Origin of the sequence: Pseudomonas syringae group sp. J254-4, assembly GCF_032586855.1 — a bacterium.
Classification (GTDB): Bacteria; Pseudomonadota; Gammaproteobacteria; order Pseudomonadales; family Pseudomonadaceae; genus Aquipseudomonas; species Aquipseudomonas amygdali.
In genome coordinates this window covers 51,408-66,164 of sequence record NZ_JAWHOO010000027.1, presented here as the reverse complement: position 1 = coordinate 66,164, position 14,757 = coordinate 51,408, and the positions used below count along the sequence as shown (strand labels likewise).

General features: G+C 57.7%; 12 protein-coding genes and 1 pseudogene. 8 read left to right on the top strand and 5 right to left on the bottom strand.

From position 1 onward, the window contains the following. The first annotated feature begins 65 nt into the window (after positions 1–65). Together RYB09_RS23985 and dctA are read left to right on the top strand one after the other, a co-directional pair. Entirely contained in the window at positions 66–1,235 is a 1,170-nt protein-coding gene (locus tag RYB09_RS23985) for a mandelate racemase/muconate lactonizing enzyme family protein (RefSeq protein ID WP_219169920.1), read from the top strand. 102 nt (positions 1,236–1,337) lie between these two features. Further along, positions 1,338–2,645: a C4-dicarboxylate transporter DctA gene (gene dctA / locus RYB09_RS23980; protein ID WP_003431124.1), complete on the top strand. Its 1,308-nt coding sequence runs from the start codon at positions 1,338–1,340 to the stop codon at positions 2,643–2,645. 59 nt (positions 2,646–2,704) lie between these two features. Here the strand turns inward: dctA and RYB09_RS23975 are convergent, their stop codons facing one another. Beyond that, positions 2,705–3,298: a TetR/AcrR family transcriptional regulator gene (locus RYB09_RS23975; protein WP_057401014.1), complete on the bottom strand. Its 594-nt coding sequence runs from the start codon at positions 3,296–3,298 to the stop codon at positions 2,705–2,707. Positions 3,299–3,399: 101 nt separating this feature from the next. Between RYB09_RS23975 and RYB09_RS23970 the strand changes: the two genes are divergently transcribed. Then, complete coding sequence (locus RYB09_RS23970; RefSeq protein WP_057401015.1) at positions 3,400–4,158, top strand: SDR family oxidoreductase; 759 nt, start codon at positions 3,400–3,402, stop codon at positions 4,156–4,158. Positions 4,159–4,832: 674 nt separating this feature from the next. After that, entirely contained in the window at positions 4,833–5,270 is a 438-nt protein-coding gene (locus RYB09_RS23965) for a DUF3757 domain-containing protein (RefSeq protein ID WP_058400109.1), read from the top strand. Positions 5,271–5,327: 57 nt separating this feature from the next. On the opposite strand, the gene RYB09_RS23960 is transcribed toward RYB09_RS23965, so the two are convergent. Beyond that, positions 5,328–5,903 (bottom strand): DUF1349 domain-containing protein, encoded by a 576-nt coding sequence (locus RYB09_RS23960; protein WP_004664169.1) that lies wholly within the window; start codon positions 5,901–5,903, stop codon positions 5,328–5,330. A 202-nt stretch (positions 5,904–6,105) separates the two neighbouring features. On the opposite strand from RYB09_RS23960, the pseudogene RYB09_RS23955 reads away from it, so the two are divergent. Both RYB09_RS23955 and RYB09_RS23950 read left to right on the top strand, forming a co-directional pair. After that, positions 6,106–6,354 (top strand): annotated as a pseudogene (locus RYB09_RS23955) (phage antirepressor); the annotation flags it as partial. Between the two features lie 75 nt (positions 6,355–6,429). Continuing rightward, a complete protein-coding gene (locus tag RYB09_RS23950; RefSeq protein ID WP_122258849.1) occupies positions 6,430–7,164 on the top strand; it encodes an SDR family NAD(P)-dependent oxidoreductase in 735 nt (244 codons plus the stop codon). Position 7,165: 1 nt separating this feature from the next. Here RYB09_RS23950 and RYB09_RS23945 read toward each other — a convergent pair whose 3' ends face one another. Together RYB09_RS23945 and RYB09_RS23940 are read right to left on the bottom strand one after the other, a co-directional pair. Further along, positions 7,166–8,044: a carboxylate/amino acid/amine transporter gene (locus RYB09_RS23945; RefSeq protein ID WP_005779368.1), complete on the bottom strand. Its 879-nt coding sequence runs from the start codon at positions 8,042–8,044 to the stop codon at positions 7,166–7,168. A 41-nt stretch (positions 8,045–8,085) separates the two neighbouring features. Continuing rightward, positions 8,086–8,286, bottom strand: a complete 201-nt coding sequence (locus RYB09_RS23940) for a hypothetical protein (RefSeq protein ID WP_227447889.1) — start codon at positions 8,284–8,286, stop codon at positions 8,086–8,088. Positions 8,287–8,311: 25 nt separating this feature from the next. Between RYB09_RS23940 and RYB09_RS23925 the strand changes: the two genes are divergently transcribed. Beyond that, entirely contained in the window at positions 8,312–13,144 is a 4,833-nt protein-coding gene (locus RYB09_RS23925) for a M10 family metallopeptidase C-terminal domain-containing protein (protein ID WP_410478327.1), read from the top strand. 302 nt (positions 13,145–13,446) lie between these two features. On the opposite strand, the gene RYB09_RS23920 is transcribed toward RYB09_RS23925, so the two are convergent. After that, positions 13,447–13,761, bottom strand: coding sequence for a hypothetical protein (locus RYB09_RS23920; RefSeq protein ID WP_058400105.1), 315 nt, complete (start codon positions 13,759–13,761; stop codon positions 13,447–13,449). Between the two features lie 67 nt (positions 13,762–13,828). Between RYB09_RS23920 and RYB09_RS23915 the strand changes: the two genes are divergently transcribed. Next, positions 13,829–14,752, top strand: a complete 924-nt coding sequence (locus RYB09_RS23915; protein WP_058408524.1) for a LysR family transcriptional regulator — start codon at positions 13,829–13,831, stop codon at positions 14,750–14,752. Positions 14,753–14,757: the final 5 nt, after the last annotated feature.

Here is a 14,757-nt window from a genome sequence, read left to right as displayed (position 1 = left end):
TAGCATTGGGCGGGTGGCGTCGCAACGCATAACGTGGCGCTCACAAACAACAAGAGGAGCCCGTCATGCGCATCGTAGACATTCGTGAAAAAACTGTTTCTATCGCCTCCCCTATTGCCAACGCCTACATCGACTTTTCGAAAATGACCTGCTCGGTCGTCGCTGTGATTACCGATGTGATTCGCGACGGTAAACCTGTTATCGGCTACGGCTTCAACTCCAATGGTCGCTATGGCCAGGGCGCACTGATGCGTGATCGTTTCCTGGCGCGCATCACGGAAGCTGACCCGGACACCCTTGTCGATCATGAAAACAACAACCTCGATCCGTTCGCCATCTGGAAAACCCTGATGACTAACGAGAAGCCGGGCGGCCACGGCGAGCGCTCGGTTGCAGTGGGCACGATCGACATGGCTGTGTGGGATGCTGTTGCCAAGATTGAAGGCAAACCTTTGTATCGTCTGCTGGCCGACCGCTATCGCGAAGGTGTCGCCGATAACAAGGTCTGGGTCTACGCCGCGGGTGGCTACTACTACCCTGGCAAAGACCAGACCAAGCTCAAGGCAGAAATGCAGAGTTATCTGGATCGGGGCTACGACGTCGTCAAGATGAAGATCGGTGCAGTGCCACTGGATGAGGATATCCGTCGCATCGAAGCGGTGCTTGAAGTGGTTGGGGACGGTCGTCGACTGGCGGTCGATGCCAACGGTCGTTTCGATCTTCAGACCGGAATTGCTTACGCCGAAGCCATCAAGAAGTACAACCTCTTCTGGTACGAAGAGGTTGGCGATCCGCTGGACTATGCATTGCAGGCCGAGCTTGCCAATCACTATGAACTGCCCATGGCTACCGGTGAAAATCTGTTCTCCCACCAGGATGCCCGTAACCTGTTACGCCACGGCGGTATGCGCCCTGATCGCGACTATCTGCAGTTCGACTGCGCTCTGTCCTATGGGCTTGTGGAGTACATGCGCACCCTCAAGGTAATGGAAGAAATGGGTTGGTCTTCCCGCCGCGTAGTTCCACATGGTGGTCACCAGATGTCCCTGAACATCGCAGCCGGCCTGCACTTGGGCGGCAACGAATCTTACCCGGATGTGTTCCAGCCTTTCGGCGGTTTTGCGGACGGGATCAAGGTAGAAAACGGTTATGTCGGCCTGCCGGATATTCCAGGTGTTGGCTTCGAAGCCAAGTCCGCCTTGTACGCAGTCATGCGCGAGTTGGGCGAAGGCTGATCTCCCTAGATCTGCGGCCTCCTTGAGAGAGGCCGCAGCATCAGGCGTCACCTACTGACGCCAAGCCACATGCCCATCACAAAAATAAAATGAGGTGCTTCCGTGGAAATCTCCAAAACCCGCTGGTATAGCCAGCTGTATGTGCAAGTGCTGATCGGCATCGTGATCGGTGCAGCCATCGGTTACTTCGTGCCTGATGTCGGCGCCAAGCTCCAGCCCTTTGCCGATGGTTTCATCAAGCTGATCAAAATGCTGTTGGCACCCATCATTTTTGGTACGGTGGTTGTAGGCATCGCAAAGATGGGCAGTATTAAAGAAGTCGGACGGATCGGTGTTAAAGCGCTGGTCTACTTCGAGATTCTTTCAACCATCGCGCTGGTGATTGGCCTGATTGTGGTCAACATTGTGAAGCCTGGCGCGGGTATGAATATCAACGCCAGTACGCTTGATGGCAGTGCTATCAGCAAGTACAGCCAGGCTGCCAGTGAGCAAGGAGGCACTATCGAGTTCTTTCTCAATATTATCCCGAATACCTTTCTTGGCGCGTTCTCCAATGGCGTGATGCTTCAGGTGATCCTGCTTTCGGTACTGATGGGTATTGCACTGGTGCAAATGGGCGAAACCAGCAAGCCGTTGATCAATACCATTGATTTGTTCCTGCAAGGTCTGTTCAGGATCGTTGCAATGGTCATGCGCCTGGCCCCTCTGGGTGCTGGTGCCGGCATGGCGTTCACGATCGGCAAATACGGAATTGGTACTCTGCTGTCACTCGGGCAGTTGCTGGTCGCCCTCTACGTTACTACCTTGATTTTCATCGTGGTGGTGCTGGGCTCGGTTGCCAGATGGTCGGGCATGCCGCTGATGCAATTCCTCCGCTACTTCAAGGATGAAATTCTCATCACACTGGGCACCTGCTCGACAGAAGCCGTGCTGCCGCGAATGATGGCCAAGCTTGAAAAGCTTGGCTGCAAAAAGTCGGTAGTGGGCATGGTGCTGCCAACGGGATACACCTTCAACGCGGACGGCACCTGTATCTACCTCACAATGGCCGCCATTTTCATCGCTCAGGCGACCAATACGCCACTGACATTTGTAGATCAGATGATTCTACTGGGGGTGTTTCTGCTGACGTCCAAAGGCTCGGCCGGAGTGGCGGGTGCGGGGTTTGTGACGCTGGCTGCAACGCTCACAACCATCCACTCCATTCCTCTGGTAGGTCTTGTATTACTTCTGGGCATTGACCGGTTTTTGAACGAAGCGCGGGCCGTGACCAACCTGATCGGTAACGGCATCGGCACCCTCGCCATTGCCAAGTGGGACAACTCGTTCGATGTCGAGGCCTGCGAGCGTGAAATCGCCGCGATGAAAGATGAAAAAACAGCGAGAAAAGCATTATTGGCGCAAAAGTAACCCTGGGAGCACCTTGGTCATGCCGTTCAAATACGGCATGACGGTTAGGGTTTGCGGCTTTAGAGCTGGACGTTCTTGTTCAAGCTTTCGGGGCTGCCTGCACATAAACCATCCATCACCAGGTTCAACAATCTGGTGATGCGTGAGCGCCATTCACTTTGAGAATCAACTTGCCATATGCCTGCAATGGCGAGAAAAAAGTCATCGGCAGTTACACCGCTACGAATCGTTCCAGCAGCTTCATTGGCCCGCAAAAGCAGCTCGGCGGCCGCCTGAACGGGTGCGTATCCGGACTGCCCTGGAAATTCATAAACAGACGCGGCCTGCCGAATAGCGGTGGCGAGACCCGCCTTAGTCATTGCATATTCAACGAGGTGGTCCATCCACTCCCGAAGGGCCTGCCTGGGGGCGGTAGTAGCGAGCAGTTGTTCCGCCAACGACGCCACTTGCTGCATTTCGAATTGATAAACCTCGAATACCAGTTTCTCTCGAGTAGGAAAATGGCGATAGAACGTTCCCTGCCCTACCCCGGCCTTCTTCGCAATTGCGCTTAGCGCCACAGCAGGATCGCTGGTCAGCTCAACCACTGCGACCTCCAGTATCCGTTCACGGTTCTTCCTGGCGTCAGAACGCATCACCAATTCGTCAGTCATGAGCAAAGATTTTCCTTGATTGGATTGCTAAGCGGACACCTGTCCGGTAATGTCCTTCAAGTGGACAAGTGTCCGCTTAAGCATTATTTCCGGAGTTTACTATGAATGGCACTGGCAATACGATTCTGGTTACTGGCGGCACCTCAGGCATAGGCCTCGGGCTGGCCCTCAGGCTTCAAAAAGCGGGCAACACTGTCATCATCGCGGGACGTCGCAAGGCTCTGCTCGACAAGATTGTGTCAGAACATCCAGGTATCGAGTCGATATTGCTGGACGTCTCCGATACACAATCAATCCAGCGCAGCAGCGAGGCCCTTGCGATCAGCCACCCGCATCTGAACGTTCTCATCAACAACGCAGGCATCATGCACTGGGAGGATCTGACTGATCCGCAATACCTGAGCACAGCCGAAGATATCGTGACAACCAACTTACTCGGCACTATTCGCATGGTGTATGCATTCACGCCACAGCTGATCAAGCAGCCCAGTGCAACGATCGTGAATGTCAGTTCGGCGTTGGCATTCGTTCCGCTGCCCGCGACACCAACCTACAGCGCAACCAAAGCGGCGGTTCATTCGTTCACTCAAAGTCTTCGAGTGCAGCTAGAGGGCTCGCCGATCGAGATTATCGAGCTCGCGCCCCCGGGTGTACGCACCACATTGCTCGGGCAGGAAAATGACGAGCACGCGATGCCTCTGGAAGAGTTTCTGGATCAAATCTTCGACCTGCTCGAGATCTCTCCGACCCCACCAGAACTTATAGTGGAGCGCGCCAAGCCATTGCGCTTCGCCGAAGCAAGCGGTGCCCATGATGAGGTATTGAAAATGCTTGCAGGGTACAAACCACCGGCACAATGATATTAACCACGTGAGTGGCCACTGATGCCATCGCTGTCGGCAAATGCATTTGCTTGCCCAGCGGCTCAGCTCGCCTCTCATGCTGAAACATTGTGCACAGGGGCATGCGGGGTGGTTGTCAACAGTGTTCGAACCAGCGGTGCTGGGCCTAACATGACCGCCACCACGTTCAATCGCTGATGGGTTCTTAATTGTCGGCAGCCTAGTGTGACCGGAAAGTCGGCGGGCCTCGGCCTTTTGTGTAGTGCTGATGGCCGGCATTGGTTTTGCCAACGTGTCGCCAAGCGCAAAGGCGCAATCACGGACCTTATCGAATGGTCGATCGAGTTGTTCCGCAAAGAAAATAGTCAGCGATAAGAGACCTCCGCCAGCCCATTATCCGAATATAAGCGCCGCCATTTCCTACAAACAATTAAGGCCTAAAGGTGCAGACAATAAACAGCCTGGCGCCTAAGATAAATTCATCCACACTGGATACGATCAAATATTTACTGAAATGCGCACGCCTTTAACAACGAAATAATACGCAAAAAAAATACTGTTATACATCAAACAGAAACATGCAATCAACTGGCGTGCCTGACAACAAGCTCGCGCTGCCTAACTGCGTCAAAGCCCCACACTAACGCTCATATAAACACATCAAGAATTAAATCTTTAATTAAAGGAACATCATGAAAAAGGTATTAATCAGCGCTGCAATCGCGACCTCCCTGCTGGGCATGTCCATGACCTCTCAAGCCGCGGAAAACTGCCCTACCGTCGCGAAGATCGAGCAGGTCTCGCCCGGCGTATACCGGGCGAGCGGTAATGACGGCGAGTGGACCGGCGTGCTGCAAGGCGTTGTAACAAAGAAAATGCCTGTGCAGTCCTTTGACCTGGCCATCACTATTCAAGAGGGCGCGGACGCACCTGAGATGTTGCAACACTGCACCTACAACATTGGTGGGCGCGAGGCGCTGGACATGCGCTTCATCGCTAAAAACAATAAGGATTTCACTGTAAAAACTGCAGGCAGCGCTTGGAAAAAAGAAGATGGACCTTTTGGTCTCATCTACAACGTGTGTGAAAAAACATCCCCTGAAAACTGCAAGTTCACCGTCGTTCAGTAAAACCGAGATAAGCATATCGCTCTTCAGCGGGCCTGCAATGGCCGGCTGAAGAGTCACTCAAGTCAAATCATGCAAATCCTTGCCCAGTGCAGGCATGACCTCGAAATGAGAGAACACCACCTCCAGCCCTCCCCGTTCCGGACTGCAACACATCGGCCCTACGGCATAAGACTCACTCACGGGAAATGGTGCCAGGCGCAGCAGCGGCCAGCGCAGCCCGTCGCTGGAGTGCTGAATACGCATAACGCCCTTGGCTACCGTGACTCGCAGCCAGAGGCCGGATGACGACTCATCAAACGCACCCGTCGCCCAATCCGATTGCCCGCAGGTTAGAACGCTGCCCAGCATCAGGGCTCCGTCGCTGACTTCAACGCCGGTTTTGACCCAGTTGCGCTCGTCAATGCGGACCATCAAGCCCGCCTGATCGTAAAGCGTCTTGAAATCCCCCTGCACATGCACTTGCGCAGTGAAATCGCCCGTCACCGAAACACCCAGAAAATGACCGGTGTCGCGGCAGAAGCCGTAGTGCGTCTGTTGCCAGAAATCGGTTTGCGGATCTGTGGTGACTGTCAGGCGCTCTTCCGCCACGTTCCAGTGTCGGGGTTGGTTCAGCCAGATGCCTTTGTCGAACATGTTGCCTCCAGTGTAGGGTTGTCGAGGGTGATGGAGGCGTTACCTCATCTAACCCATGCAGATGGGCGCGCTTCAATAATAAACATCAACCGACAACACACTATCTGAACACAACCTAAAACCTAACGCATCGCAGCCGCCCCAAAAAATGCCGTTTCCTACGCTTCAGCCCCACACCCTCGTCCTCCGTCACAGCCATATGCTGCGTCAGTGGCTGACGCATGAGGTGCTGACGGTGTTGCATGATCAGCAGAACGTGACGCTGGATAACCCCAGAATGAGCCAGTTGCAGTGGCCGGGCACTTCGCTGAGCGTGCTGCACTGGCGCAGTGAAACCTGGATTCGCTTGCGGGACATGCCGACTGTGGTGACCGAAGCAACACCCCGGCCGAAGCGGGCGCTGTGGCGCAGGGTCTTGAAGCGGATTAGCCACAAGAGTTCTGCGGCCTGACACCGGACAAACAGCGTTGACACCCCGCCCGCCAAAAAACATGATGCATCCACCCTCAAAAACCGGAACGCACTCATGAGCGACAAGAAAAAGCTGTTGCTGACTGGCGCAAGCCGGGGGATTGGTCATGCCACGGTCAAGCATTTCAATGCCGCGGGCTGGGAAGTGTTCACGGCGTCCAGGCAGAACTGGGTCGCTGATTGCCCGTGGGCTGAAGGTCTGCTCAACCACATTCACCTGGACCTGGAAAACATCGACAGCGTCAGCGAGAGCATGGCGGCAATCAAGGACAAGCTCGGCGGACGGCTCGATGCGCTGGTGAACAATGCGGGGGTTTCGCCGAAGACGGCGGAAGGCGGTCGCATGGGCGTTTTGGAGTCTGATTACAGCACCTGGATCAAGGTCTTCAACGTCAACCTGTTCTCCACGGCGCTACTGGCTCGCGGGCTGTTTGACGAGTTGAAAGCGGCCAAGGGCAGCATCATCAATGTCACGTCGATTGCCGGCTCGAAGGTTCACCCTTTTGCAGGCGTTGCCTATGCCACGTCCAAGGCGGCCCTGTCGGCGCTGACCCGGGAAATGGCTTTCGATTTTGGCCCGCACGGGATACGGGTCAATGCCATCGCACCGGGCGAGATCGATACGTCGATCCTGTCACCCGGCACTGCGGAAATTGTCGAGCGGCTGGTGCCGATGCACCGACTGGGCAAGCCCGAGGAAGTCGCTTCGCTGATCTACTTCCTGTGTACGGCTGGCGCGTCCTACGTGAACGGTGCGGAGATTCACGTCAACGGTGGCCAGCACGTCTGACTCAACGGGTGCCGGAAACGCTCTCCGGCACACGCCGCACGCCCAGGCGACTGATCCACACAGACGCCACAATCACCCCGCCGCCGATCAGCAGGCGGGTGAAGTCCTCATGCTGGTTCCAGATCAGCAGATTGATCAACAGCCCCAGCGGCACATGCAGGTTATTCATGACTGCCAGTGTGCCGCCATTGACCATGCACGCGCCTTTATTCCACCAATACATGCCCAGCGCGGTCGAACACAGGCCGAGGAATAGCAGCACGATCCATTGGGTCGGTGCTTCGGGCAGGTGTTGCGGGTTGCCGAACATCAGGAACGCGGGCAATACCACCGCCAGTGCACCCAGGTAGAAATAGCCGAAACGTCGGTAATGCGGCAGATCGCTGGGGTGCCGCGCCACCAGATGTTTGTACAGCACTTGCCCGGCGGCGTAGGTGAAGTTGGCCAGTTGCAGTAGCAGGAAACCGCCGAGGAAGTCGCCGTCCAGACCGTCGTAACGAATCACGCCCGCACCCAGCACAGCGACCATCGCCGCGAGCAAGGCCCAAGGGTTGAAGCGCCGGTTCAGCGCGTCTTCGATCAGCGTCACGTGCAGTGGCGTGAGGATGGTAAACAGCAACACTTCGGGCACGGTCAGCACCCTGAAACTCAGGTACAGGCAGACATACGTCACGCCAAATTGCAGCGCGCCGATCAGCAGCATGCCCCGCATGAATCGCGGTTCAACCTGACGCCAGCGGGTCAGCGGGATGAATACCAGACCGGCGAGCACCACGCGGATCAGCACCGCGAAATAACTGTCGACGTGCCCGGCCAGATAGACACCGATCAGGCTGAACGAAAACGCCTGAATCAGTGTGACGATAAGTAGATAACCCATGCCTGCCCCCATTTTTGAAGGGCGCGACCATAGCGGCTGCGTCACTCACTGTCCACTCGACGGCCGCCGCTTTTTGACGCCAACCCGTCGCCGCGCCCCGCGTTACCCGTCACAAATATGACAGCCGCATTATTGACGCACATGTCGTCGGTTTCGACGAAAATATAGCCCATATCAAGCAACTTTTCCTGAACAAAAGGTCTTATCATCCGGACGCTGCAATATTGACTAAATTCATCCACATTCGTCGTCGCCTGGAGTAACACCATGATATTCAACACAAAAGACTTCGGAGCAGTGGGCGACGGCGTCACTGACGATACGGCCGCCATTCAGGCAACTATTGATGCGGCTGCGGCGGCGGGTGGTGGGGAAGTTGTGCTGGCAGCCGGGACCTACATTGTCTCCGGTGGCGAGGAACCTTCCGACGGCTGCCTGATGCTCAAAAGCAACGTGACCCTGTCGGGCGCGGGCATGGGCGAGACAGTCATCAAGCTTGCGGATGGCTCGGACACAAAGGTCACCGGCATCGTGCGTTCCGCCTACGGCGAAGAGACCCACGACTTCGGCATGAAAAATCTGACACTGGACGGTAACCGTGACGCCACCACCGGCAAGGTGGACGGCTGGTTCAACGGTTACATTCCAGGCTCTGACGGCAAGGATTCGAACGTTACGCTCGACAGCGTCGAGATCAAGGACTGCTCGGGCTACGGCTTCGACCCGCACGAGCAGACCGTCAACATGGTCATCAAAAACAGCGTGTCGCATGGCAACGGCCTGGACGGCTTCGTGGCCGATTACCTGAGCGACAGCGTGTTTGAAAACAACGTTGCGTATAACAACGATCGTCACGGCTTCAACGTGGTGACCAGCACTCACGATTTCACCCTGAGCAACAACGTTGCCTACGGCAATGGCAGCACCGGCATCGTGGTGCAGCGCGGCAGTGAAAACATCCCCTCGCCTGCCAATATCACCATCACCGGCGGCGCGGTCTATGGCAACGGTGCTGAAGGCGTGCTGATCAAGCTGTCCAGTCAGGTCTCTGTCAGTGGCCTGGACATTCACGACAACGGCAATGCCGGTGTGCGCATCTACGGCAGTTCCGGGGTGGATGTGTTTGATAACACCCTGAGCAACAACTCCCTCGGCGCCCCGGTGCCGGAGATTATCATCCAGTCTTACGACGACACCTCGGGTGTTTCCGGCAAGTATTTCAACGGCAGCGACAACCTGATCCGTGGCAACACGATCACCGGCAGCGACAACTCCACCTACGGCGTTGCCGAGCGCAACGAAGATGGCACTGATCGCAACAGCATCGTGGGCAACACCATCAGCCATACCAGCAAAGGCCTGACGCTGGTGTATGGCGATGGCAGCTTTGCGGGCGATGCGTTCCCGCTGGTGACCGTCAATGGCACCGAGGCCAACGACATCATCACCGGTGGCGCGGCCCACGAGCAGATCTTCGGTCTGGCGGGCAAGGACACCTTGAACGGCGGTGCGGGTGACGACATCCTGATTGGCGGTGCGGGAGCCGACAAGCTCACCGGCGGCGCGGGTGCCGATACTTTTCGCTTCGATCAACTGACCGACAGCTATCGTACGGCGACCACCAGCGCCACCGATCTGGTCACTGACTTCGACGTCAGCCAGGACCGCATCGACCTGTCAAACCTGGGCTTCAGCGGGCTGGGCAGCGGCAAGGGCGGCACGCTGAATATCAGCTATAACGCCACACTTGATCGCACTTACGTCAAATCACTCGACGCCGATGCCAGCGGCAACCGGTTCGAACTGGGCCTGAGCGGCAACCTGAAAGACACGCTCAATGCCAGCCATTTCATCTTCCAGCGGGTCATCGAAGGCACTGCGGGCGGCGATACGCTGACCGGCACTGACGGCAATGACGTGATCAACGGTAACGCCGGTACGGACCGTATCGATGGCGGCGCGGGCGCAGACACGATCACCGGTGGAGCCGATGCCGACACCCTGACCGGTGGGGCGGGCGCGGACCTGTTCATCTACAACTCGCGCCTGGACAGCTACCGCAATTACACCGCCAGCGGCACCAAGCAGAGCGACACGATCACCGACTTCAACCCGGCCGAAGACCGCATCGACCTGTCCAGCATCGGCCTGCGCGGCCTGGGCGATGGCAGCGCCAACACCATTTACCTGTCCGTCAATGCCGACGGCAGCAAGACCTACATCAAGACCGATGCGGTCGACAGCACAGGCAATCGCTTCGAGATCGCCTTGCAAGGCAATCTGGCCGACAAACTGAGCGCGTCCAACTTCATCTTCTCTACAGCCTCAGCCGCCAATCAGGCGCCAGTGCTCAATACGCCGCTGATGGACCAGAACGTCACCGAGCTGAAAGCGTTCTCCTACGCAGTACAGCCGGGCAGCTTCAGCGACCCGGACAGCAACACGCTGACCTACAGCGCGACTCTGGCCGATAACAGCGCCCTGCCCGACTGGTTGAAGTTCGACAGTAAGACCCTGACTTTCAGCGGTACACCGGGCGGCACGGCATCGGGGCTTTATTCGGTATTGCTGACCGCGAGCGACGCCACCGGCGCGTCGGTGGCCGACAGTTTTGCCATCAATGTGGGCAACGTCACGCCGGGGACCCTCACCGGCACCGAGAACGCCGAGGCGCTGTATGGCACCGAAGGCAACGACACGATTCTGGGCCTGGGCGGTGACGACACGCTGCGCGGCGATACCGGCGCCGACATCATCAACGGTGGCGCAGGACGCGACGCCCTTTACGGAGGAGCCGATGCCGACACGTTCGTCTACAGCGCCCTGACCGACAGCTACCGCGATTACGACGCTGGCGGGCTGACCGCCACCGACACGATCTATGACTTCACCCCCGGCCAGGACAAGATAGACGTCTCCGCCTTGGGCTTTCTGGGGCTGGGCAACGGCGAAGATCACACGCTGTACATGACCCTCAACGAAACGGGCGACAAGACTTACATCAAGTCCGCCACGGCGGATGCCGACGGCAATCGCTTCGAAATCGCCCTGAGCGGCAACCTGATTAACACCCTGACCGATGCGGACTTTGTGTTCGGCCAGCGCGAGGCGCAGGAGATTCTCTATCTGCCGACGCTGGGCCAGTCCAACGCGCGCCTGCTGCGCATGACCGAAGACGACAACCAGTCCGGCACCTCGGAAATGGTCAAGGACCTGACCCGCTACACCGATTATGACGTGCGTAGCCAGTTCACCGACGCCAACGGTGATGGCATCGACCTGGCCGTAGGCGGCAGCACCGTGGTCGGCTACTCGACCGGCACGCAGGAAGAACAGCGTGTTTCGTGGTGGCTGGTGGATACCGATCAGCCAGGCCCTGCGCTGCTGCGTGCGACCGAACTACTCAAATCGCAACTGGCGTCGCTGACGGCTATCGATAAAGTGACCACCGGGATTATCTGGGGTCAGGGTGAAGAAGCCGCGCAGGAAATAGCCCGCGCCACGGACAAGCAGGCTGCAGCCGACCTGTACAAAGCCTCGACCCTGAAGGTGTTCGATTACCTGCACGCGCAGATCGGCGACTTCACCGTGTACATGGCCGAAACCGGCCACTATCAGACCGAAGCGGCCAAGGCGCGCGGCTACACCGAAGAAAAGATCAACGCTATTGTCGAGGGTGCCGGATACGTCAGAAACGCTCAGGAAGCCATCGCCAATGAGCGTGCCGACGTCAAGCTGGCAGTTGACTACACCGACCTGCCCTTGCGTTACGAGGTCAACCCGCTGGTCTACCCCGATGACGTCTGGCACTTGCACGAAGAGTCCGCCGAAATCGTCGGTCAGCGCCTGGCCGACTTCATTGCCGATGACTTGGGCTTTCGTGGCGATGCCAGCGACAACAACGACCCGGCCGCCATTTTCGAGGGTGGCCAGAACGAAGGCGGCAACATCTTCGGCACCAGTGACGACGACACCCTGGTGGGCAGCGCCGGCAATGACGTGCTGGATGGCGATCAGGGCGCAGATGACATGAGCGGCGGCGATGGCAACGATATCTACGTGGTCGACAACGCTTTCGACACCATCACCGAAAGCAACGACTCGCCCTCGCAGGTCGACACCGTGGTGTCGTCTGTCAGCTGGACGCTGGGCGCAAACCTGGAAAATCTGGTGCTTACCGGCGTGTCTGCCATCAACGGCACCGGCAACGCCGTGAAGAACGTCATCATCGGCAATGCCAGCAACAACATTCTTGACGGTGCTGCAGGTGCTGACATGATGACCGGCGGCGATGGATCGGACAGTTATTACGTCGACGATGCCGCCGACCGGGTGGTCGAGACCAACGCAGATCAGCAGGTGGGCGGCATCGACACGGTGTTCAGTTCGCTGGCCAGCTACACGCTGGGGGCTAACCTGGAAAACATCGTCATCACCGGCACAGGGGCGGCGAACGCAACCGGTAACGCCCTTGATAACCTGATCTACGCAGGCGCTGGCGACAACGTCATGGACGGCCGCGACGGCAATGACACTGTGTCGTATCTGTTCGCCACCGCAGGCGTCACCGTTGCGCTGAACACCAGCGCTCAACAGGCCACCGGCGGTTCGGGCCTCGACACGCTCAAGGGTACAGAGAACCTGACCGGCAGCCAGTTTGCCGACACGTTGACCGGCAACAAAAACGCCAACGTCCTGAACGGCGGCAGTGGCAACGACACCTTGTCCGGTGGCGCGGGTGATGACGTGCTGATCGGCGGGTCAGGCGCTGATACGCTGATTGGCGGCACCGGTGCTGACCGCTACGTGTTCAACAACAGCAACGAGACAGGTCTGGGTGGCCTGCGCGATATCATCAACGGCTTCAAGGCAGCCGAAGGCGACAAGCTGGACTTCACAGGCTTCGATGCCCGACCGCTGACCGATGCCCACGATGCGTTCGTGTTCATAGGCAACGCGGCGTTCAGCGCCAACAACACCGGCGAGCTTCGCTTCGCCGATGGGGTGCTGTACGGCAATCTCGATGACAACATCGGCGCGGACTTTGAAATCCAGCTGACCGGCGTGCAGAGTCTGCAAGCGGCCGATATCATCGTCTGATTGCGCTGAGCGTATTGCACAAGTCCTGAGAGCTCGGAATGCCGAGTTTTCAGGCTTCTGCGCGAAGGGCGTGGGAGCGAAGCGGCGACGCTTCACCTGTTCGCGAAGACGGTGTTTCACCCGATGCATTTTCGGCGATCATACCGGCCCTTTCGCGAACAGGTTCGCTCCCACGGTCTCCGGCCAGAATTGCGTACAACGCAACGGCAACGCCGTTATAAAATCGATTTATCGATTAAAGACTTCAACACCCTCGCTCAACCCATCCATAAATTTGTTTTATCCATAAGAGCGCTCTACTCTCAGGCTGGCTGGCAGGTGAGCCTGATTCGCAACTTGATGATGCTGCGATTGAACGTGGATGAAGCGTCGATACTCTGACCTGCGCCAACCTGCACACGCCGGGTTCGCGGCGCCTCTGGCCCGTTGACGAACACCACCGAACATTTGGCGTCTACATCCCCGTAGTTGCTGACGGTGATTGACCCGATGTTGTGATAGACGTCGTGCGTCACGTAATCGATCTTCACGCCCTGATACTGCTTTTCCACCTCGATGGGGTACGCGAAAGCCGGCACAGGCAACATGACCAGCAGTACATAGCACAGTCGATTCATTCGGCGATCTCCAAAACGGGATTGTCAGAGTAGGACAAATAGCCAGCACATTAAGAGGAATTACAGCATGAAAGCGCCCCGCGTGACTCTCGACCAGTGGCGCACATTGCAAGCCGTAGTCGACCACGGTGGCTTTGCTCAGGCCGCCGAGGCGCTGCACCGGTCGCAATCATCAGTGAGTTACACCGTGGCACGCATGCAGGAACAACTCGGCGTGCCATTGTTACGCATCGACGGACGCAAGGCTGTGCTGACCGAGGCCGGTGGTGTACTGCTGCGCCGCTCACGGCAACTGGTCAAACAGGCCAGCCAACTGGAAGACCTCGCCCACCATATGGAACAGGGCTGGGAGGCAGAAGTGCGGCTGGTGATTGATGCGGCCTATCCTTCGGCACGCCTGGTCAGGGCGTTGACCGCATTCATGCCGCAAAGCCGCGGCTGCCGGGTGCGGTTGCGTGAAGAAGTGCTTTCGGGTGTCGAGGAAGTGTTGCTTGAAGGCGTCGCGGACCTGGCCATCAGCGGCTACAGCATTGCCGGGCATCTGGGCACCGAGATGAGCTCGGTCGAGTTCGTCGCCGTCGCGCATCCGGACCACGCCCTGCACCAGGCCAATCGCGAACTGACCTTTCAGGACCTGGAAAGCCAGTTGCAGGTGGTGATTCGCGATTCAGGCAGACAGCAACCGCGGGATTTCGGCTGGCTGGGCGCAGAGCAGCGCTGGACGGTCGGCAGCCTCGGTACAGCCGCCACCTTCGTCAGCAACGGTCTGGGTTTCGCCTGGCTGCCTCGCCACATGATCGAACGTGAACTGCGCGAGGGGCTGCTCAAGCCACTGCGCCTGGACAAGGGCGGCAGCCGCAACCCGACCTTCTATCTTTACTCCAGCAAGGACAGGTCGCTGGGCCCGGCCACGCAGATTCTGATCGACCTGATCCGCACGTTCGACACCGCACCACTGACCACGGCACTCACTGCTCCCCAACACGCCTGACAGGA

Bases quoted from the DNA above. Each gene is read 5' to 3' on its own strand.
- RYB09_RS23975 (WP_057401014.1), bottom strand. From the start codon at position 3,298: ATGACTGACGAATTGGTGATGCGTTCTGACGCCAGGAAGAACCGTGAA.
- RYB09_RS23945 (WP_005779368.1), bottom strand. From the start codon at position 8,044: ATGGGTTATCTACTTATCGTCACACTGATTCAGGCGTTTTCGTTCAGC.
- RYB09_RS23970 (WP_057401015.1), top strand. From the start codon at position 3,400: ATGAATGGCACTGGCAATACGATTCTGGTTACTGGCGGCACCTCAGGC.
- RYB09_RS23985 (WP_219169920.1), top strand. From the start codon at position 66: ATGCGCATCGTAGACATTCGTGAAAAAACTGTTTCTATCGCCTCCCCT.
- RYB09_RS23950 (WP_122258849.1), top strand. From the start codon at position 6,430: ATGAGCGACAAGAAAAAGCTGTTGCTGACTGGCGCAAGCCGGGGGATT.
- RYB09_RS23925 (WP_410478327.1), top strand. From the start codon at position 8,312: ATGATATTCAACACAAAAGACTTCGGAGCAGTGGGCGACGGCGTCACT.
- RYB09_RS23965 (WP_058400109.1), top strand. From the start codon at position 4,833: ATGAAAAAGGTATTAATCAGCGCTGCAATCGCGACCTCCCTGCTGGGC.
- RYB09_RS23920 (WP_058400105.1), bottom strand. From the start codon at position 13,761: ATGAATCGACTGTGCTATGTACTGCTGGTCATGTTGCCTGTGCCGGCT.
- RYB09_RS23960 (WP_004664169.1), bottom strand. From the start codon at position 5,903: ATGTTCGACAAAGGCATCTGGCTGAACCAACCCCGACACTGGAACGTG.
- RYB09_RS23915 (WP_058408524.1), top strand. From the start codon at position 13,829: ATGAAAGCGCCCCGCGTGACTCTCGACCAGTGGCGCACATTGCAAGCC.